Here is a 17940-nt window from a genome sequence, read left to right on the forward strand (position 1 = left end):
TGGCCGCGCCACACTCGCCCCATGCCTTCTCCCGCTTCCGTGATCGATGCGCTCGACTGGCCCCGCATCGAAGCCGACCTCGCCGCGCGCGGCTGCGCCACCACCGGCCGCCTGCTTGGTCCGCGCCAGTGCGCGGCGCTGGCCGCGATGTACGACGAACCGCGTCATTTCCGCAGCCGCGTGGTGATGCAGCGCCATGGCTTCGGCCAGGGCGAGTACCAGTACCTCGCCTATCCGCTGCCCGAACCGGTCGCGGCGTGGCGCGCCGCGCTCTACGAACGGCTCGCGCCGCTGGCCAATGCCTGGGCCGGGGCGATGGGCCTGCCGGCGGACTATCCCGCCACGCACGCGGACTACCTCGCGCGCTGCCACGCGGCCGGCCAGCAGCGGCCGACGCCGCTGCTGCTGCGCTACGACGAGAGCGACTACAACTGCCTGCACCAGGACCTGTACGGCGAACTGCAGTTCCCGCTGCAGCTCACGGTGCTCCTGAGCCGGCCCGGCGAGGACTTCACGGGCGGCGAGTTCGTGCTGACCGAGCAGCGCCCGCGCATGCAGTCGCGCGCCGAGGTGGTGCCGCTGGCGCAGGGCGAGGCCGTGATCTTCGCGGTCAACCAGCGGCCCGTGGCGGGCACGCGCGGCAGCTACCGCGTGACGATGCGCCATGGCGTGAGCCGCGTGCGCTCGGGCCGGCGCCAGACGCTGGGGCTGATCTTCCACGACGCCCAGTAGGCGCGCGGCGTCGCCGAATCTCCGACTGTCCCGGCACAGCTTTCGCCCGCTTCGAGGGAGTGGAGCGAGAATCCGCCCCGCATCCGGCACTCGCCAGCATTTCCGACGCACTGATCGGACAGCGAGACCGCCGGCTGCCGATCCGTGGCCCTCCGGCCGCGGATGCGCTTGGGCAGACAGGGAGCAGTATGAACAGATATCCGTCCGGCGCGCCGGACCCGGCCGCGCGGCCGTCTTCCGAAGCGACCGCGTCTGTCACACGGCCATGGACCTTCGGCTTCGCCTCGAACCCGGCGCCTTCGCGGCGCCGTACCCGTCACTTCCGGGTCGACGTGGGCACCATCGTGAGCGTGGTCGCGCTCACGCAATCGCTGCTGCTGGTCTCGCTCGGCTACTGGGGTTCGCAGCGGCTGGTCTCGCGCATCGGGGTGTCGGCCCACAAGTCGAACCACGACCGCACCGAGGACAAGGTGAACGCCTTCCTCTCGAAGGCCGAGTCGGTGGTCGGCGCGGTCGCCGGCACGCCGAGCCTGCGGCCCGCGGGCGAACAGGGCGAATGGACGGCCGAGATGCTCTGGACCATGCTGCAGCAGTCGCCCGAGCTCGACAGCCTCTACGTTGCGAACGACGAGGGCCAGATGCTGATGGCGCTGCGCTATCCCGCGCCGGCGATCCGCCTCATCGCGCCCGAGCGCGGCATCACCACCGAGACCTGGCAGTACAAGCGCCCGCTCGAGGTCGATGCCGAGCCGCAGCAGCGCTACCAGACGATCCGCCTCGAGGCCTTCCAGAGCGACTACGACCCGCGCACGCGCAGCTGGTATATCGGGGCCCGCGCGGCCAAGGGACCGGTGTGGACACAGCCCTATGTCTTCGCGGCCGCGCAGGAACTCGGCGTGACCTACGCGCTGCCGAGCCGGCGCCGCTACGCCGACGGCAATCCGCAGGCGCTGGTGGTGGCCGGCGACGTGTCGCTGGGCCGGCTCTCGGACTTCGTGCGCCAGTTCAGCAGCAGCGGCTTCGGCGGCAGCGCGCTGTTGTCGGCCGACCACCGCGTGCTCGCGCGCAGCGACATGCCGGGCGTGCGCCACCAGCTCGAGGCGCCCACGGGCGTGCTCGGCGAACTGCACCAGCACATGGTGGACGACGGCACCGCGGGCCACGCGGCCGACACCGCGTTCTCGTTCCGCCACGAAGGGCGGCGCTACCTGGCGCAGACCTCGCGCATCGAGATCACCGGTTGGGAACTGGTGAGCTGGGTGCCCGAGGACGCGCTGCTCGGCGACCTGCGCCGCGCGGTGCTGTGGTCGATGCTGCTGGTGCTGGGCTTCCTCGCGGTGGCGCTCGCAATTTCTCTGCGGCTGTCGAAGCTGGTGACGGCGCCGGTCGAGAACCTGTCGCGCATCGCGCGCCGCATCGGCATGCTCGAGCTCGACAGCCTGCCGCGCGAGCCGAGCCGGGTGCTCGAGATCCAGCACCTGGACCAGGCGCTCGACGAGTCGGCGCGCAGCCTCAAGGCCTTCAGCAAGTTCGTGCCGGTGGACGTGATCAACCAGCTCATCGCGCAGGGCCATGCGCTCGCGCCCAACGGCTCGCCGCGCCGCGTGACGGTGATGTTCACCGACGTGGAGGGCTTCACGAGCATCTCCGAGTCGATGCCGCCGGCCGTGCTGGTGGGCCAGCTCACCGACTACTTCAACCTCGCGGCGCGCGTGTTCGCGCGCCATGGCGGCGTGATCGACAAGTTCATCGGCGACGGGATCATGGTGCTGTGGGGCGCGCCCGCCGACCTGCCCGATGCCGAGTACAAGGCCTGCCTCGCGGCGCTCGAGCTGCAGGCCGAGATGCGCGCGCTCAACCGCCAGTGGCACAGCCAGGCGCTGCCCGAGTTCCGCACCCGCGTGGGCATCCACACCGGCATGGTGATCGCGGGCGTGCTGGGCTCGAACGACCGGCTGTCGTATACGGCCTTCGGCGACGTGATCAACGTGGCGAGCCGCATCGAGGGCATCAACAAGCAGCTCGGCACGCAGCTGCTGGTGTCGGAAGTGACCCATGCCGGGATCAAGGGCCGGCTGGCGACGCGCCGCGTCGAGGAGCAGGTGGAGCTGCGCGGCCGGCAGACGAAGATGGTGCTCTACGAGCTGCTCGCTTGAAGCTCAGCGCGGCGGCGGCGCGGGCGTGACGCGCACCAGCACCAGGTCCGCGCGCGTGCCCTGGCCCTGCGTGAGCACGCTGTACTGCGTGTCGTTGATGAACAGCAGCTGCTCGCCGCGCACGATGCGCGCCGCCACGGCGTAGCGCATGCGCGGATCGATGCGCGCCGCGTCGACCTGCAGCGTGTAGGCGAACGGCGGCTGGCGGCCGTCGGCGCGGATGCGCTGCTCGGCCAGCACGACCGAAGGCGCGTCCATGCGCGAGACGTCGAGCAGCTGCACGCGCACCTCGGCGGCGGGATCGAGCGCGATGCGCTCGCGGTAGCTCACGGTGCCGCTCACGACGAGCGGCGCGGCCGAGGCGGCGGGCGCCGACGGGGAGGAGGCCGCGCAGGCACTCAGGAGCGCGGCGCCGGCCACGCCGGTGGCGATCGCGAGAAGGAATACGTTGCGTCTGGAAAGCATCGCGCCATCATACGGACGCGCGCTGCGCCGCGAAGGCCACGTACCAGTCGAGGCTGCCGGGGTTGGCCATCGCCTCGCGGTTCACCACCTTCTCGATCGGCTGGCCCAGCAGCAGCTTCTTGATCGGCAGCTCCTGCTTCTTGCCCGAGAGCGTGCGCGGAATCTCGGCCACCTGGAAGATGTCGTTGGGCACGAAGCGCGGCGACAGCGAGGTCTTGATCGCATGGTTGAGCCGCGCGCGCACCGCATCGTCGAGCGCGACGCCGGGGCGCAGCACCACGAACAGCGGCATGTAGCTCTCGCGGCCCAGGTACTCGAGGTCGACCACCATCGAGTCGAGCACCTCGGGCAGGCCCTCGACCGCGCTGTAGATCTCGCTGGTGCCCATGCGCAGGCCCTGGCGGTTGATGGTGGCGTCGCTGCGGCCGTAGATGATGCAGCCGCCGTCGCTGCCGATCCGGATCCAGTCGCCGTGGCGCCAGACGCCGGGGTAGGTGTCGAAGTAGCTCGAGACGTAGCGCGCATTGCCCTCGTCACCCCAGAAGTAGAGCGGCATCGACGGGATGGGCTGGGTGCAGACCAGCTCGCCGACCTCGCCGATCACCGGCTGGCCCTGCTCGTTCCAGGCCTCGACCGCATGGCCGAGCTCGCGGCACTGCATCTGGCCCGGCACCTCGGGCAGCTCGCGGTGGCCGCCGACGAAGGCGCCGCAGAAATCGGTGCCGCCCGAGATGTTGCACCACCACACGTCCTTCGAGCCCGCGTCGAGCAGCTGTTGCGTGCCCCAGCGCTGCACCTCCTCGGGCAGCGGCGAGCCGGTGCTGCCGAGCGCGCGCACGCGCGAGAGGTCGCCGCAGTCCTTCGCGACCAGCCCGGCCTTCATGCAGTTGCTGAAGTAGGCCGCGCCCGCGCCGAAGAAGGTGACCCGGTGGCGCGCCACGAAGCGCCACAGCACGCCCCAGTCGGGCTTCTCCTTGCTGCCGGCTGGGTTGCCGTCGTAGATGCAGATGGTGGCGCCGAAGGCCATGCCCGAGAGCTGCGAGTTCCACATCACCCAGCCCGTGGAGCTGTACCAGTGGTAGCGCTCGCCGAAATTGTTGGCGCCGTAGCTCGCGCCCACGTCGTTGTGCAGGCCGCAGGCATGCATGGTGAGGATGATGCCGCCCTGGCCATGCACGATGGGCTTGGGCAGGCCGGTGGTGCCGCTCGAGTAGACGATCCAGATCGGATGGTCGAAAGGCAGCGATTCGGGTTCGAAGGCGGCGACCTCGGCGTCGTCGCGCGCGGTGGCCCGGGCCCAGTCGACGTCGTGCGCCACCTGGCCCGTGGCATGGGGCGAGGGCACGAGCAGCAGCCGCCGCACGCTCGGCAGCTGGTCGCGCAGTTCCTGCAGCACGGCGCTGCGGTCGAGCGGCTTGCCGCCGTAGTGCACGCCGTCGACCGCGATCAGCAGGGTGGGCTCGATCTGGCGAAAGCGGTCGGCCACGGCGGCCGTGCCCATGTCGGGCGCGCACACGCTCCAGATCGCGCCGATGCTCGAACAGGCGAGAAAGGCCACCATGGTCTCGGGCACGTTGGGCATGTAGGCCGCGACGCGGTCGCCGCGCTTCACGCCGAGCGACTTCAGCGTGAGCGCGACCGACGCGACCTGGCGCCGCATCTCGGGCCACGACAGCTCGCGCACCTCGCCGCGCTCGTTGTCGCTGACGATCGCGGGCATGCCGGCCGCGTGGGCCGCGTCGACGTGACGCAACACCTCGCGCGCATAGTTGACCTGGGCCCCGGGGAACCAGCGCGCACCCGGCATGCGCGACTCGGCGAGCACGGCCGTGTGCGGCGTGGGCGACTCGATGCGGGCGTAGTCCCAGATGCTCTGCCAGAAGGCATCGAGCTCGGTGACGGACCAGCGCCACAGGGCGTCGTAGCTGTCGAAAGCGAGGCCGCGCGTCTCGCGCAGCCAGTCTTGATAGAGGCGGATCTGGGGGATGTTGGGAGCGGGCATGGAGCGAGCGTAGCGCCGTGACGGAGTGCGCTCAAGAGGGGTTGACCTCAGGGTTTGTACGCGTGTTCAACATTTTTGTACAAGTGTTCAATACGCCTCCATGAGCACCCGCACACCCACCGCCAAGCGCCGCGCCGCGCGCCCGAGCGCATCGTCCGCCGCCGCTGTCGCCATCGAGACGGCACGGCCCGACCGCAGGCAGGCGATCCTGCTGGCGGCCGAGAAGCTGTTCGCGCAGCACGGCTACCACGCGGTGACGATCCGCCAGATCGCCGAGGAGGCCGGCGTGCCGCTGGCGCTGGTGGGCTACTACCACGGCCAGAAGCACGAGCTGTTCCACGCCATCTTCGAGCACTGGGCCCCCTCGATCGAGGCGCGGCTCGCGGGGCTGGCGGCGGTGAACCTCGACCCCGACGACGCGCGCACGCTGCCGCGCATCATCGAGGCCTTCACCACGCCGGTGCTGGCGCTGCGCGCGAGCCCCGAGGGCGAGTACTACGCGCTGCTGGTGGCACGCGAACTCGCCAACACCACCGAAGAGGCCGACCGCGTGCTGCGCGCCTACTTCGATCCGCTGGCCGAGGCCTTCATCGATGCGCTGCACGTCGTGCTGCCGCATGCCACGCGCGGCGAAGTCGCCTGGGGCTACCAGTTCGCGCTCGGCGCGCTCATGAACCACCTGAACAGCAGCCGCATCGCGCGCCTGTCGCGCGGCGAGAACACGCCCGGCGATCCGGCCATGGCGCCGATGCTCGTGAACTTCATCGTCGGCGGCCTGCGCCATGCGCTGCCGCGGCCGAAGAGCGCCAAGTCACCCCAGAAGAAAGCACCCCTCAGGAGAGAAAAACCATGATGAAGAGACGCACCCTGCTGTCGGCATTGGCCGCGGCATCGGCGGCCGCCGCATTGCCCGCGCGCGCCCAGCCCCTGACGAAGATCGTGTTCGGCTACACGGCCGTGACCGACTTCGCCTCGGTGTTCGTGGCGGCCGACGAAGGCTATTTCAAGAAGCGCAGCCTCGAGGTCGAGCTCAAGTTCATCCCGCTCAACTCCACCATTCCCGCGGCACTGCAGTCCGACTCGCTGCAGCTCGGCGGCCCCACGCCCTCGGTGTTCCTGCAGGCGGTCGATGGCGGTCTCGACCTGGTGGTGGTGGCCGGCGGCGGCCTCACCTCGAAGACCATCACGGGCGCGGGCCTGGTGGCGCGCGCGGGCAGCGGCATCAAGAGCGCGCAGGACTGCGTGGGCAGGAAGATCGGCGTGCCGGGCCTGGGCGCCTTCCTGCACGTAACCTTCCGCGCCTGGCTCAAGGACAGCGGCGTCGACCACCGTAAGGTCAACTTCGTCGAGGCCGCCTTCCCGCAGCATGCCGACCTGCTGCGCGGCGGCTCGGTCGATGCAGTCGTGTCGACCGACCCGTTCATGACCCGCATCACCGACAGCGGCGCGGGCTACGTGGCCTCGTACTACTCGACCTTCCTGCCCGACAACAATCTGACCATCGTGCACGCGGCCAAGCGCGAATGGGTGGCGAAGAACCCGGGCGCGGCGCGCGCCTTCCGCGAGGCGCTGGTCGAGGCCGCGGCCTTCATGCAGCAGCCGAAGAACGAAGCGAAGCTGCGCGCCTCGATCGGCAAGTACACCCGGCTGCCGGCCGACGTGCTCGCGAAGATCCAGATCTCGCCACCGGGCCCGGTGGCGAGCGAGAAGCAGCTCGCCTACTGGACCGGCCTGATGAAGGAGCAGGGCATGCTGCGCTCGGACATCGACGTCGCGAAGCTGGTGGCCAAATGATCGCGACGCCCGTTCCCAACCTGGCGCGCAGCGCGCTGTCGTCGGGCGCCGCGTTGCCGGGCAGCGGCCCCGCGCGCCATGCCGCGCCCTTCCTGCGCTTCGACGGCGTGACCATCCGCCTCGGCGGCCGCGAGATCCTCTCGCCCACCTCCTTCGACGTGGCTCGCGGCGAATTCGTCTGCATCGTCGGCCCCAGCGGTTGCGGCAAGACCACGCTGCTGCGCGCGGCCAGCGGGCTGGTCGCGGCCAGCGCGGGCGAGGTGCGGCGCAACGGCGTGACGATGCTCGAGCCCTCGCGCGAGGTGGCTTTCGTGTTCCAGGACTACGGCCGCGCGCTGCTGCCCTGGCGCACGGTCGAGGGCAACGTGAGCCTCGCGCTCGAGGCCGGCGGCGTGCCCGTGGCCGAGCGCGCGCCGCGCATCGCCGACGTGCTCGCCAAGGTCGGGCTCGCGAAGCATGCCCACAAGTTCCCGGTGCAGCTCTCGGGCGGCATGCAGCAGCGCGCGCAGATCGCGCGCTGCCTCGCGCAGAAGCCCGAGCTGATGATGATGGACGAGCCCTTCGGCGCGCTCGACGCGCTGACGCGCCAGAGCCTGCAGGACGAGCTCGCGCGGCTGGTGCGCGAGGACGGCCTCACGGTGCTGTTCGTCACGCACGACCTCGAGGAGGCGATCTACCTCGGCGACCGCGTGATCGCGCTGCAGGCCAACCCCGGTCCCGGGCGGCCCAGCCTCGCGCGCATGATCGACGTGAAGATCCCGCGCCCGCGCGACCAGCTCACGACCAAGGAGCATCCCGACTACCTGCGGCTGCGGCGCGAGCTGTTCGCCTTCATCGAGCACGGCCATGACTGAGAACCGGCTCGTGCGCGGGCTGCGGCCCTGGGTGTTTCCGGCGCTGCTGATCGGCGCCTTCGAGTGGTACGCGCGCCGCGCGGCCGCCTTGGGCAGCGATGCGCTGGCGCCGCCGAGCGCCGCGGCCAGGGCCTTCGCCGGCGCCGCGCTCGACGGCTCGCTGTGGCAGGCCACCGGCTTCACGCTCGGCACCGCCGCGCTGGGCCTGCTGCTGGGCGCGGTGCTCGGCATCGCGCTGGGGCTGGTGCTCGGGCTGTCGCGCCGCGCGGCCCGGCTCGGCTCGGTCACCATCGAGGTGCTGCGCCCCGTGCCCTCGGTCGCGCTGATCCCCCTCGCGATGCTGGGCTTCGGCTTCGGCGTGCGCATGGAGCTGGCGATCGTCGCCTTCGCCACCTTCTGGCCGCTGCTGGTGCTGGTGCAGGCGGCGGTGCAGCAGGTCGAGCCTCGGTTGCTCGAGGTCAGCCGCGTGCTGGGCCTGTCGGCGCGCGAACGCGCCTTCAAGATCGTGCTGCCGGCCATCGTGCCGCGCCTGTTCGTCGCGCTGCGGCTCGGCGTGGCGGTGGCGCTGGTGGTGGCCGTGACGGTGGAGATCGCGGCCAATCCCAACGGCATGGGCTACGCGATGATGATCGCGCAGCAGAGCTTCGACCCCGCGCTGATGCTCGCCTGGCTGGGCTGGATCGGCGTGGTGGGCTTCGCGATCAACGCGGCCATGCTGCGGCTGCAGCGCGGCGTGTCGCGCCGCATGGGAGTCGTGTCATGAACGGCCACGACGAACGCAAGGGCCTGGAGCAATTCGGCGCGCTGGGCGTGCTGCTGGCGCTGATCGCGCTGTGGTGGGTCGCGAGCAACGCGGGCTGGGTCAGCCGCGTGTTCCTGCCGACGCCGCAAGCCACCTTCGCGAGCCTGAGCGAAGGGCTGAACCTGTCGGGCGAAGGCGGCGGCGAGCTGCTCGCATTCACCGGCGCCACGGTGGGCCGCATGGTCCAGGGCTGGCTGCTGGCTTCGCTGGCCGGCGTGCTGCTCGGCGCGGCCATCGGCGTCTCGCCCGCGGTGCGTGCCTGGGTCCAGCCCACGCTGGAGTTCGTGCGCCCGCTGCCGGCCTCGGCGCTGCTGCCGCTGGCGATCTCGATCTTCGGGCTCAACCCCGGCATGGTGCTGTTCGTGGTCGCCTTCGGCGCGATGTGGCCGGTGCTGCTGGCCACGGTGCACGGCTTCGCGGCCGTGGAGCCGCGCTTGGCCGAGGTGGCGCGCTGCCTGCAGATGTCGCGCGCGGCCTATGTCTGGAAGATGGGCCTGCCCAATGCGATGCCCGACATCCTGGCCGGCATGCGGCTCGCGCTGACCATCGCGCTGATCGTCGCGGTGGTGGGCGAAATGATCGCCTCGCAAAGCGGCCTGGGCCAGGCCATCCTGCTGGCCGCGCGCGCCTTCCGCGCCAGCGAGCTGTTCGCCGGCATCGTGCTGCTCGGGCTCATCGGCTTCGCGAGCAATGCGCTGCTGGCCCTGGCCGAACGACGCCTGCTGCGCTGGCAGCAGCCCTGATTCCATCCCATTCCCTTCTCTTCCCTCCGCTCGAACGAACACCCCACAAGGAGTCCACCCATGCCACGCAAACTGGTCGACCTCTCGATCTTCCTGGAGAACGACGTGCTCTCCGACCCGCCGGCCTTCGGCCCGAAGATCCAGTACTTCACGCACGAGAACACCTACGAACAGATCGAGCCCTTCTTCCCCGGCCTCAAGAAGGAGGACCTGCCCGACGGCGAGGGCTGGGCGGTCGAGCTGGTGCACCTGTCCACGCACAACGGCACCCACCTCGACGCGCCCTACCACTTCCACTCGACCATGGACAAGGCGCTCGGCGAGAAGAAGCCCGCGATCGCGATCCACGACGTGCCGCTCGACTGGTGCTTCCAGCCCGGCGTGAAGCTCGACTTCCGCCATTTCGCCGACGGCTACGTGGTGCGCGCGGCCGACGTCGAGGCCGAGCTCAAGCGCATCGGCCACACGCTCAAGCCGCTGGAGATCGTGGTGATCAACACGCGCGCCGGCTCGCGCTACGGCAACCCCGACTACGTCTCGGCCGGCGCCGGCATGGGCTACGAGGCGACGATGTACCTGCTCGAGCGCGGCGTGCGCCTCACCGGCACCGATGCCTGGAGCTGGGACGCGCCCTTCGTCCACACCGCGAAGAAGTACGGCGAGACGCACGACGCGTCGCTGATCTGGGAAGGCCACAAGGCCGGCCGCGACATCGGCTACTGCCACATCGAGAAGCTGCACAACCTCGAGGTGTTGCCGCCCACGGGCTTCTTCATCAGCTGCTTCCCGCACAAGATCCGCGGCGCCTCGGCCGGCTGGACGCGCGCGGTCGCGATCTTCGACGACGCATTGATGGCCTCGGTCTAAGGAATCCTCTTTCATGCACACGCTCAATCACACGCACGACGTCCACGCCCGCAGCTGGGTCGAATCGGCCAACCCCACGGCCACCCACGGCAGCGACTTCCCGATCCAGAACCTGCCGCATGCGGTGTTCCGCCGCGCCGGCGGCAGCGAAGCCTTTCGCGGCGGCGTCGCGATCGGCGACCAGGTGCTCGACCTGGCTGCACTGGTGCAGGCGCAGCAGCTCGACGGCCTCGCGCTCGAAGCGGCCACGGCGGCCGCGCAGCCCGCGCTCAACGACTTCTTCGCGCTCGGCCCCGCGGCCTGGAAGACGCTGCGCCATGCGCTGTTCGCGCTGCTGAAGAACGATGCGCCGGTGGCGGCGGTGCAGGCCGTGCGCGCCTGCCTGGTGCCGCAGGCCGAGGCCGAGTACGCGATCCCGGCGCGCATCGGCGACTACACCGACTTCTACACCTCGATCGACCATGCGCTCAACATCACGCGCCTGCTGAACCCCGGCGGCGACGTGACCTCGAACTTCCGCTGGATCCCGATCGCCTACCACGGGCGCGTGTCGACCATCGGCGTGAGCGGCCAGCAGTTCCGCCGGCCCATGGGCCAGGCGATGGCGCCGGGCGCGAAGGCACCGACCTACCAGGCCTGCGCGCGGCTCGACTACGAACTCGAACTCGGCGTCTGGATCGGCACCGGCAATGCGCACGGCGAGGCCATCGCACTCGAGGACGCGGAGCAACACATCTTCGGCATCTGCCTGCTCAACGACTGGTCGGCGCGCGACATCCAGTTCTGGGAGATGGCGCCGCTCGGCCCCTTCCTCGCGAAGAACTTCGCGACCACGATCTCGCCCTGGATCGTGACCATGGAAGCGCTCGCGCCCTACCGCCAGCCCTGGACGCGCGCGGCCGCCGATCCGCAGCCGCTGGCCTACCTCGAGGATGCGGCCAACCGCGAGGCCGGCGCGATCGACATCCGGCTCGAGGTCTGGCTCGAGAGCGAGAAGGCGCGCGCCGAGAAGCGCGGCCCGTCGCGCCTGTCGTCCACCAGCTTTCGCCACCAGTACTGGAGCGTGGCGCAGATGGTGGCGCACCACACGGTGGGCGGCTGCCAGCTCAACCCCGGCGACCTGTTCGGCAGCGGCACCATCTCGGGCCCCGGCGAGGGCGAGGCCGGCGCCATCATCGAACTCGCGCGCGGCGGCCAGACGCCCGTGCCGCTGGGCGACAGCGGCGAGCAGCGCAGCTTCATCGAGGACGGCGATGCCGTGCTGCTGCGCGGCTGGTGCGAGAAGCCCGGCCATGCGCGCATCGGCTTCGGCGAGAGCCGCGGCACGGTGCTGCCGGCGCGCGGCTGAAGCGGAGCGCGGTCCATGGACTTGCCGCGAAGGAGCGATCGCGCCGAGGCGATCCAGGTGTCGATCTGGCAAGCCATTTCGCAAGCGGGTGCGGCACCGCCCGCAGCCACCCGCGTGCGCCCGGCGGCTCGCCCCGGGCTGGCTGCTCCCGCCCCGCCAGATCGGCGCCTGGCGCGGGCGCCGGCCGAAACCTCGAAGCTTCTTCTGCCCTCAGTTGCCGAAGATCAGTGAGCGGTGCAGCGAGGCCCCGGCCCGCACGCCATCGGCCGAGGCCAGCGTGGCGTTCTGCATCGCGAGCGCCGCATCGCCGGCCGCGAACACGCCGGGCACCGAGCTCGTCTTCATCATCGGATCGGTGTGCACCACCAGGCCCAGCGGTCCCTCGTCGAAGGCGCAACCGAGTTGCGCGGCCAGCGTGCTGCCCTGGCGCTGGGCCGGCGCCACGAACAGCGCGTCGAGCGGCAGCCGGCGCCCGTCGTCGAAGCGCACCGCCTCGAGCGCGTTCGCGGGGCCTTCGAGCGCGACCACGCGGCCCGGGTCGAGCGTGATGCCGCGCGCATCGAGCTGCGCGCGCGTCTTGGCGTCGAGCGGCGGCATGCCATGCGTGAACAGCGTCAGCGGCCCCCAGTCGGCCACCAGCATCGCCTGGTGCACCGACAGCTCGCCGCTGCCCAGCACGCCGAGGCGGCGGTCGATGAACTCGTAGCCATGGCAGTAGGGACAGTGCAGCACGCTGGAACCCCAGCGCGGCGCGAGGCCCTCGATGCCCTCGGGCAGCAGGTCGTGCATGCCCGTGGCCAACAGCAGCCGGCGCGTCACCAGGGTCTGGCCCGAAGCCAGCGTGACGGCGAAGCGGGTGTCGCCCTCTTCGGCCGGCAGCACGCACGCCGTCTCTGCCGCGTCCGCGACGAAATCCACCGAGGGATAGGCCAGCAGTTGCGCGCGCGCCTGGTCGCGCAGTGCCAGTGGCGCCGCGCCGTCGTGGCCGAAGAAGCCGTGCGAGGCCTCGGCGAAGCGGTTGCGCGGCTGGCCCGCGTCGACCACGCAGATGCGCCGGCGTGCGCGCGCGAGCTGCATCGCGGCCGAGAGGCCCGCGAAGCTGCCGCCGACGATCAATGCGTCGTAGGGGAGGGAAGAACTCGTGGAATCAGGCATGGGCAATGTCCTTGGCAGTGAAGCCGCCTTCGTGCATGCGGCGGTGGAAATCCTTCGAGAGATCGGCCAGCGTGATGCGGCCCAGGCGCGCGAGCAGCAGCGCCTCGGCCTCGCGGCAGGCGCCGTCGAGGGCGGTGTTGACCGCCTGCTCGACGATGCAGCCCGGGCTCTCGGTGCGGTTGCCGAAGGCCAGCAGCGCGGGCGCGCCCACGGCCGCGTGGATGTCGGCCAGCGTCACCTTCGACAGCGGGCACGACAGCACCCAGCCACCGCCATGGCCCTTGGCCGAGCTCACGAAGCCGGCCTGCCGCAGCCCGGCCATGAGGCGGCGCACCACCACCGGGTTGGTGTGCATCGCCTGCGCGAGCGATTCGGAGGTCGCGGGTTCGTCCATCTCGGCCATGTGCAGCAGCACGTGCAGGATGGCGGAAAGCTTGCTGTCTCGTTTCATGCAACATTATGAGTTGCTTGAAATGGAAAGCGTGGCGAGGCCGGGTCAATGCCCCTTCGGAAAAAGCGGTTGCGGCTCAGGACACCGGATGCCAGGCGAGCGCCGCGGCATAGCCCGCGGGCGCATCGAGCCGGATCGCACGCACCGCCTGCCAGGCCGGCACGCGCATGACGATGTCGATCGCCGCGCCGGTGCCGGCCGCGATGTCGAGCGACTGCAGGTGCTCGGTGATGCCGACGCCGATCGCCTTGAGCACCGCCTCCTTGCCGGTCCAGCGCAGGTAGAAGGCCGCGAGCCGGTCGTCGGCCACGCGCAGCGCGGCGCGCTCGGTGGGCGTGAACACGAGTTCGCCCAGGGCCTCGATGTCGATGTCCTCGCTGCGGTGCTCGATGTCCACGCCGACCTCGAGCCCCACGGCGGGGTCGGCCAGCGCGATCAGCGCCTGCGTGCCCGAATGCGCGACGTTGAAGCGCGGCGCCTCACGCACGAAGGGCTTGCCCTGCGGGCCCGCCTCGAAGCGCAGCCCGAGCGGATCGCGGCCCATGCGCTCGGCCAGCAGGCCACGCAGCGCCGAACGCGCGGCGGCGAAGCGCACGCGATCGGCGCGCTGCACGAAGCGCTGCAGGCGCGCGTCCTCGTCGCTCGAGAGCGCGGCGCGCAGCGCGGTGGGTTCGGTGGCCAGGTCCAGTTCGAGACGAAACAGCTCGATGCCGGCCGGCAGGGCGGCATCGGCCAGGGGAAGGATGCGCATGCGGCATTGTCTTGCACGCGCTGCTATCGTCCGGCCCGCGGCGACTGCGCCTTCATCGCCGCGCCCGCATGCCTCTTTCCGATCCCGCCCCTCTGCTGCTCGATGCCGCCCTGCGCGGCGTGCTGACCGCCCTGCTGCTCCTGCTGGCGCTGGTGCTCGGCCGCGACCGGCCGCGGCTGCCGGCGGCGCGCGTCGGGGTGGCCCTGGCGCTGGGCCTCGCGCTGCAGGTGGCGGGCTCGACGCCGTCCTTCGAGGCCTGGGCGTCGCGGCTGTGGCAGGCACCGCTGGTGGCGGTGGCGGCGGGCAATGCGGTGCTGTTCTGGGTGTTCGCGCGGGCCCTGTTCGACGACGACTTCGCGCCGCGGCCGCTGCATGCCGTGGCCTGGGCCGCGGTGGCGCTGCTCGCGGGCGCCAACTGCGCCGTGCTGGTCGGAAGCGGCCTGGCGATCGCGCCGCTGACGCTGGGCCTGCAGCGCGCGGCGCCGCTGGTGTTCGCGCTGCTGGCCATGGCCGCGGCGGCCTCGCGCTGGCGTGCCGACCTGGTGGAGCGGCGGCGCCGGCTGCGCGCCTTCATCGTGGGGGCCGGCGCGCTCTACAGCATCGCGATGATCGGCGCGCGCTGGCAGTCGCCGCGCTGGCAGCTCAGCGGAACGATGGCGACGCTGGACGTCGCGCTGCTGCTGGCCATCGTGGCGGTGGTCGCCTGGCGGATGGTGCGGCTCGCGGGGTCGGACCTGTTCCCGGCCGCGACGCCCGTGCCGGCACTGCCTGCGATGGAACCCGCGGCGGTCCTCGTTCCGGAGACCGGCGCCGAACCGGCCACGCCGTCCGAGGCCGTGCCCCGGTCCGAGGCCGGCGTCGAGCGCACCGAACCCGCGCCGGCCGATCCGGCTCCGGCGGCATCGCCCGAGCCCACGCCCGAGGTCGACCCGGCCGAGGACCGCCTCGCCGACGCCCTGCACCGCCTCATGACGGCCGAACGCGGCTACCGCGACGAGGACCTGGGCATCGCCCAGCTCGCCGCGCGGCTCGCGGTGCCCGAGTACCGGCTGCGCCGGCTCATCAACCAGCGACTCGGCCACCGCAACTTCAACGCCTACATCAACGGCTTCCGCCTGCAGGAGGCGCTGGCGGCGCTGGCCGATCCGGCGAAGCGCGAGCGGCCGGTCCTGAGCATCGCGCTCGAGGCCGGCTTCCAGTCGATCGGCCCGTTCAACCGCGCCTTCAAGGCCGCCACCGGGCTCACGCCGACCGAATTCCGGCGGCAGAAGCTGGCCGATTCCTGAAATCGCCGGGCCCGAAGCCGCTCTCGCGGTTTTCGGCGAGACGCGGCCCGGGCGGCGCCGGCATCGTGCCGGCTTCGTTCCATCACCAGGAGTTTTCTTGCTTCACCGTTGCTCATTGCTCGGCCGGATCGCCGGCATGCTGGCGCTCTTCGCCTTCCTCACCGGCCTGGCCCAGGCCGCCACGCTCGGCTTTGACCAGCTTCCCGCCACCCCCACCGATGGCCCCATCACGCTGTTCTATCCCGCCGAGTCGCCGCCGCAGCGCGTGCAGCGCGGCCCCTTCGCCTTCGACGCCGCCCCCGGCGCGACACCCGTGCGCGGCAACGGCCGGCTGGTCGTGGTGTCGCACGGCTCGGGCGGGGCGCCGTGGGTGCACGTGGATCAGGCGCGCAGCCTGGTCGCGGCCGGCTTCGTGGTCGCGATGCCCGAGCACCGCGCCGACAACGCGCGCGACGGCAGCGACCCCGGCCCCGACAGCTGGACGCAGCGGCCGGCCGAGGTCTCGCGCGCGATCGACGCCGTGGGCCGCGATCCGCGCTTCGCCCCGCTGCTGCGGCTCGACCGCGTCGGCCTCTACGGCATCTCGGCCGGCGGGCACACGGCGCTGAGCCTCGCGGGCGGGCGCTGGTCGCCGGCGGCGTTCGCGCGCCATTGCGACACCCACCTGGACGAGGATTTCCAGTTCTGCGTCGGGCTGATCACGCGGCTCACGGGCGGCCCGCTCGACGGCCTCAAGCGCTGGGGTGCGCGCACCGTGATCCGCCACCGCTTCGCGGCCGACACGCGGATGCGCGAGGACCACGACCCGCGCATCGCGGTCGCGGTGGCCGGCGTGCCGGGGGCGGCCGATTTCGACCTGGACTCGCTGGTGACGCCGCGCATCCCGCTGGCGCTGATCGGTGCCCGGCAGGACCGCTGGCTGATCCCGCGCTTTCATGGCGATGCCGTGCTGGCCGCCTGCCGGCCGCGCTGCGAACTGCTGGCCGACCTGGCGCTCGGCGGCCATGGTTCACTGCTGTCGCCGCAGCCGCCGGCGCTCGATGGGCTGATCGGCGACCTGTTGAACGACCCGCCGGGCTTCGACCGGGCGGCGGTGCGCGCGGCCGAAACCGGAACAACGGCCTTCTTCAGCCGCCATCTCCTGCCTTGAAGACGTCATTCCTGCGCCGAACGGGCTAACGCACGAGCCCCCGATTCCGCCGACGGACAGCTCCCACAACCAGGCGCGGCCCCGGCGCTCACGGCCCCCACCCCGCCCTTCCCTATGTTTCATTCCGAGCCGGCACCCTGCCGGCTCTGTGTTTTCAGCGATCCCCGTATCACTCGAAAAGGAAGGAATCCCAGCCATGAAACAACAACACCATCGCATCGTCTTCGGCGCCCTGCTCGCGGGCCTGCTGGCCACCGCGGGCATTCAGGCCGGCGCACAGGTCTCGACTCCGAACGTCGGCGTCGGCGTGGGCGTGAATGCCGGGGTAGGCGCCTCGGGCGGCGGCAATGCAGGCGGCGCACAGGCCGGCGCGCGTGGCGATGCCGCGGCGCAGACCCGCGCCAATGCTGGCGGCAACGGCGTGAATGCCGGAACGAACGCCGGCGCGGGTGCTGCCGCTTCAGGCCAGGCGAACGGCCATGGCGCTAACGCTGGCGGCAACGCTGGTGCGAGCGGCAATGCCTCGGGCAACGCGAACGGCGGCGGCCTCGGCAATGCCGTGGGCGGCGTGCTCGGCGGCGCGACCGGCGCGGTGGGCAATGTCGGCAACACGGTCGGCGGCGCCACGGGGGCCGTGAACGGTGCCACCAATGCGGTGGGCGGCGTGGCGGGCACGGCCAATGGCGCGACCGGTGCGCTCGGCGGTGCGACCAATACCGTCGGCGGCGCGGTGAATGGCGTCACCGGCGCGGCCGGTTCCGCGGGCGGCGCGCTGAAGCCCATCGGCACCGGGGCCGGCGCGGCCGGTCAGGCTGGTGGCAGCGGTGGCGTGAAGCTGGGCAAGTAAGCACGCCCGCCCGGTGCCGACCGGTGCAACCAGGCCCGTGGCCCTTCGAGGCCACGGGCCTTTTTCGTGCGTGCTCAGTTCGAAGCGTCTTCGCGCAGCCTGAACAGGCTCGTCACTTCCACATCGAGCACCATCAGCTCGCGCTGGTTGAACAGCCGCCAGCGCCAGCGCAGGATGCCCAGCGTGGGCTTGCTCTCGGAACGGCGCACCTCGATCACGTCGGCCACCAGCCGCAGCGCGTCGCCGGGGCGCACGGGGTTCGGCCAGCGCACGTGCTCGAGGCCCGGCGAGGCAAACGATTCGGAGCCCGCGAGCGCGGCCTCGACCACCAGCCGCATCGCGATGGCGCAGGTGTGCCAGCCGCTCGCGATCAGGCCGCCGAAGGGGCTCTCGCGCGAGGCCTCGGCGTCGGTGTGGAACCACTGCGGGTCGTAGCTGCGGGCGAAGCCGATCAGCTCCTCCTCGCTGAGCAGGTAGGGGCCGGCCTCGATGACCTGGCCGGCGTGGAAATCGGCGAACTTCATCGGCGCAGCGTAT

General features: G+C 71.5%; 18 protein-coding genes. 12 read left to right on the forward strand and 6 right to left on the reverse strand.

Features of this window, described 5'->3' with window-relative positions; genetic code table 11:
• The first annotated feature begins 21 nt into the window (after positions 1–21).
• Positions 22–732 carry a 2OG-Fe(II) oxygenase gene (locus AC07PU_RS24260; protein WP_495321171.1) on the forward strand — a complete coding sequence of 237 codons (711 nt, stop codon included), beginning with the start codon at positions 22–24 and terminating at the stop codon, positions 730–732.
• 188 nt (positions 733–920) lie between these two features.
• Positions 921–2888 carry an adenylate/guanylate cyclase domain-containing protein gene (locus AC07PU_RS24265; protein WP_495321173.1) on the forward strand — a complete coding sequence of 656 codons (1968 nt, stop codon included), beginning with the start codon at positions 921–923 and terminating at the stop codon, positions 2886–2888.
• A 3-nt stretch (positions 2889–2891) separates the two neighbouring features.
• On the opposite strand, the gene AC07PU_RS24270 is transcribed toward AC07PU_RS24265, so the two are convergent.
• Positions 2892–3353, reverse strand: a complete 462-nt coding sequence (locus AC07PU_RS24270) for a YbaY family lipoprotein (RefSeq protein ID WP_208507560.1) — start codon at positions 3351–3353, stop codon at positions 2892–2894.
• A gap of 7 nt (positions 3354–3360) precedes the next feature.
• Positions 3361–5355, reverse strand: a complete 1995-nt coding sequence (locus AC07PU_RS24275; RefSeq protein ID WP_495321175.1) for an acetoacetate--CoA ligase — start codon at positions 5353–5355, stop codon at positions 3361–3363.
• A gap of 100 nt (positions 5356–5455) precedes the next feature.
• Between AC07PU_RS24275 and AC07PU_RS24280 the strand changes: the two genes are divergently transcribed.
• From AC07PU_RS24280 to fahA, 7 genes are read left to right on the forward strand one after another with little or no spacing between them, the layout of a single operon-like run.
• Positions 5456–6208, forward strand: coding sequence for a TetR/AcrR family transcriptional regulator (locus tag AC07PU_RS24280; RefSeq protein WP_296788579.1), 753 nt, complete (start codon positions 5456–5458; stop codon positions 6206–6208).
• Positions 6205–7149: an ABC transporter substrate-binding protein gene (locus tag AC07PU_RS24285; protein WP_495321176.1), complete on the forward strand. Its 945-nt coding sequence runs from the start codon at positions 6205–6207 to the stop codon at positions 7147–7149. Before AC07PU_RS24280 ends, AC07PU_RS24285 begins: the two co-directional genes overlap by 4 nt.
• Entirely contained in the window at positions 7146–8003 is an 858-nt protein-coding gene (locus AC07PU_RS24290; protein ID WP_495321177.1) for an ABC transporter ATP-binding protein, read from the forward strand. The genes AC07PU_RS24285 and AC07PU_RS24290 overlap by 4 nt, the downstream gene beginning before the upstream one ends.
• Positions 7996–8766: an ABC transporter permease gene (locus AC07PU_RS24295; protein WP_203203582.1), complete on the forward strand. Its 771-nt coding sequence runs from the start codon at positions 7996–7998 to the stop codon at positions 8764–8766. Before AC07PU_RS24290 ends, AC07PU_RS24295 begins: the two co-directional genes overlap by 8 nt.
• Positions 8763–9548 carry an ABC transporter permease gene (locus AC07PU_RS24300; protein ID WP_495321178.1) on the forward strand — a complete coding sequence of 262 codons (786 nt, stop codon included), beginning with the start codon at positions 8763–8765 and terminating at the stop codon, positions 9546–9548. The genes AC07PU_RS24295 and AC07PU_RS24300 overlap by 4 nt, the downstream gene beginning before the upstream one ends.
• A gap of 60 nt (positions 9549–9608) precedes the next feature.
• Complete coding sequence (locus AC07PU_RS24305; protein ID WP_093343754.1) at positions 9609–10415, forward strand: cyclase family protein; 807 nt, start codon at positions 9609–9611, stop codon at positions 10413–10415.
• A 13-nt stretch (positions 10416–10428) separates the two neighbouring features.
• Positions 10429–11763, forward strand: a complete 1335-nt coding sequence (gene fahA, locus AC07PU_RS24310; RefSeq protein ID WP_495321179.1) for a fumarylacetoacetase — start codon at positions 10429–10431, stop codon at positions 11761–11763.
• Between the two features lie 210 nt (positions 11764–11973).
• Here the strand turns inward: fahA and AC07PU_RS24315 are convergent, their stop codons facing one another.
• The 3 genes from AC07PU_RS24315 to AC07PU_RS24325 form a co-directional block, all read right to left on the reverse strand.
• A complete protein-coding gene (locus AC07PU_RS24315; RefSeq protein WP_296788564.1) occupies positions 11974–12918 on the reverse strand; it encodes an NAD(P)/FAD-dependent oxidoreductase in 945 nt (314 codons plus the stop codon).
• Positions 12911–13369: an Rrf2 family transcriptional regulator gene (locus AC07PU_RS24320; RefSeq protein WP_093343749.1), complete on the reverse strand. Its 459-nt coding sequence runs from the start codon at positions 13367–13369 to the stop codon at positions 12911–12913. Before AC07PU_RS24320 ends, AC07PU_RS24315 begins: the two co-directional genes overlap by 8 nt.
• A gap of 76 nt (positions 13370–13445) precedes the next feature.
• The gene (locus tag AC07PU_RS24325) at positions 13446–14120 is read right to left on the reverse strand and encodes a 4'-phosphopantetheinyl transferase family protein (protein ID WP_296788561.1); all 675 of its coding nucleotides are present in this window, start codon (positions 14118–14120) and stop codon (positions 13446–13448) included.
• A gap of 68 nt (positions 14121–14188) precedes the next feature.
• Here AC07PU_RS24325 and AC07PU_RS24330 point away from each other — a divergent pair, with 68 nt between their 5' ends.
• The 3 genes from AC07PU_RS24330 (at position 14189) to AC07PU_RS24340 (ending at position 17403) form a co-directional block, all read left to right on the forward strand.
• Positions 14189–15406 (forward strand): helix-turn-helix domain-containing protein, encoded by a 1218-nt coding sequence (locus tag AC07PU_RS24330; RefSeq protein WP_495321182.1) that lies wholly within the window; start codon positions 14189–14191, stop codon positions 15404–15406.
• Positions 15407–15542: 136 nt separating this feature from the next.
• Entirely contained in the window at positions 15543–16556 is a 1014-nt protein-coding gene (locus AC07PU_RS24335; RefSeq protein ID WP_495321184.1) for an alpha/beta hydrolase family protein, read from the forward strand.
• A 196-nt stretch (positions 16557–16752) separates the two neighbouring features.
• Complete coding sequence (locus AC07PU_RS24340; protein WP_495321186.1) at positions 16753–17403, forward strand: adhesin; 651 nt, start codon at positions 16753–16755, stop codon at positions 17401–17403.
• 74 nt (positions 17404–17477) lie between these two features.
• On the opposite strand, the gene AC07PU_RS24345 is transcribed toward AC07PU_RS24340, so the two are convergent.
• Positions 17478–17927 carry a MaoC family dehydratase gene (locus AC07PU_RS24345; RefSeq protein ID WP_495321188.1) on the reverse strand — a complete coding sequence of 150 codons (450 nt, stop codon included), beginning with the start codon at positions 17925–17927 and terminating at the stop codon, positions 17478–17480.
• Between the last annotated feature and the right edge of the window lie 13 nt (positions 17928–17940).

It is taken from the genome of Variovorax sp. GW821-FHT10D07 (assembly GCF_059415325.1).

What these genes read in the sequence shown, in the direction of transcription:
- AC07PU_RS24260 (WP_495321171.1), top strand. Translation starts at nt 22, where the DNA reads ATGCCTTCTCCCGCTTCCGTGATCGATGCGCTCGACTGGCCCCGCATC.
- AC07PU_RS24265 (WP_495321173.1), top strand. Translation starts at nt 921, where the DNA reads ATGAACAGATATCCGTCCGGCGCGCCGGACCCGGCCGCGCGGCCGTCT.
- AC07PU_RS24270 (WP_208507560.1), bottom strand. Translation starts at nt 3,353, where the DNA reads ATGCTTTCCAGACGCAACGTATTCCTTCTCGCGATCGCCACCGGCGTG.
- AC07PU_RS24275 (WP_495321175.1), bottom strand. Translation starts at nt 5,355, where the DNA reads ATGCCCGCTCCCAACATCCCCCAGATCCGCCTCTATCAAGACTGGCTG.
- AC07PU_RS24280 (WP_296788579.1), top strand. Translation starts at nt 5,456, where the DNA reads ATGAGCACCCGCACACCCACCGCCAAGCGCCGCGCCGCGCGCCCGAGC.
- AC07PU_RS24285 (WP_495321176.1), top strand. Translation starts at nt 6,205, where the DNA reads ATGATGAAGAGACGCACCCTGCTGTCGGCATTGGCCGCGGCATCGGCG.
- AC07PU_RS24290 (WP_495321177.1), top strand. Translation starts at nt 7,146, where the DNA reads ATGATCGCGACGCCCGTTCCCAACCTGGCGCGCAGCGCGCTGTCGTCG.
- AC07PU_RS24295 (WP_203203582.1), top strand. Translation starts at nt 7,996, where the DNA reads ATGACTGAGAACCGGCTCGTGCGCGGGCTGCGGCCCTGGGTGTTTCCG.
- AC07PU_RS24300 (WP_495321178.1), top strand. Translation starts at nt 8,763, where the DNA reads ATGAACGGCCACGACGAACGCAAGGGCCTGGAGCAATTCGGCGCGCTG.
- AC07PU_RS24305 (WP_093343754.1), top strand. Translation starts at nt 9,609, where the DNA reads ATGCCACGCAAACTGGTCGACCTCTCGATCTTCCTGGAGAACGACGTG.
- fahA (WP_495321179.1), top strand. Translation starts at nt 10,429, where the DNA reads ATGCACACGCTCAATCACACGCACGACGTCCACGCCCGCAGCTGGGTC.
- AC07PU_RS24315 (WP_296788564.1), bottom strand. Translation starts at nt 12,918, where the DNA reads ATGCCTGATTCCACGAGTTCTTCCCTCCCCTACGACGCATTGATCGTC.
- AC07PU_RS24320 (WP_093343749.1), bottom strand. Translation starts at nt 13,369, where the DNA reads ATGAAACGAGACAGCAAGCTTTCCGCCATCCTGCACGTGCTGCTGCAC.
- AC07PU_RS24325 (WP_296788561.1), bottom strand. Translation starts at nt 14,120, where the DNA reads ATGCGCATCCTTCCCCTGGCCGATGCCGCCCTGCCGGCCGGCATCGAG.
- AC07PU_RS24330 (WP_495321182.1), top strand. Translation starts at nt 14,189, where the DNA reads ATGCCTCTTTCCGATCCCGCCCCTCTGCTGCTCGATGCCGCCCTGCGC.
- AC07PU_RS24335 (WP_495321184.1), top strand. Translation starts at nt 15,543, where the DNA reads ATGCTGGCGCTCTTCGCCTTCCTCACCGGCCTGGCCCAGGCCGCCACG.
- AC07PU_RS24340 (WP_495321186.1), top strand. Translation starts at nt 16,753, where the DNA reads ATGAAACAACAACACCATCGCATCGTCTTCGGCGCCCTGCTCGCGGGC.
- AC07PU_RS24345 (WP_495321188.1), bottom strand. Translation starts at nt 17,927, where the DNA reads ATGAAGTTCGCCGATTTCCACGCCGGCCAGGTCATCGAGGCCGGCCCC.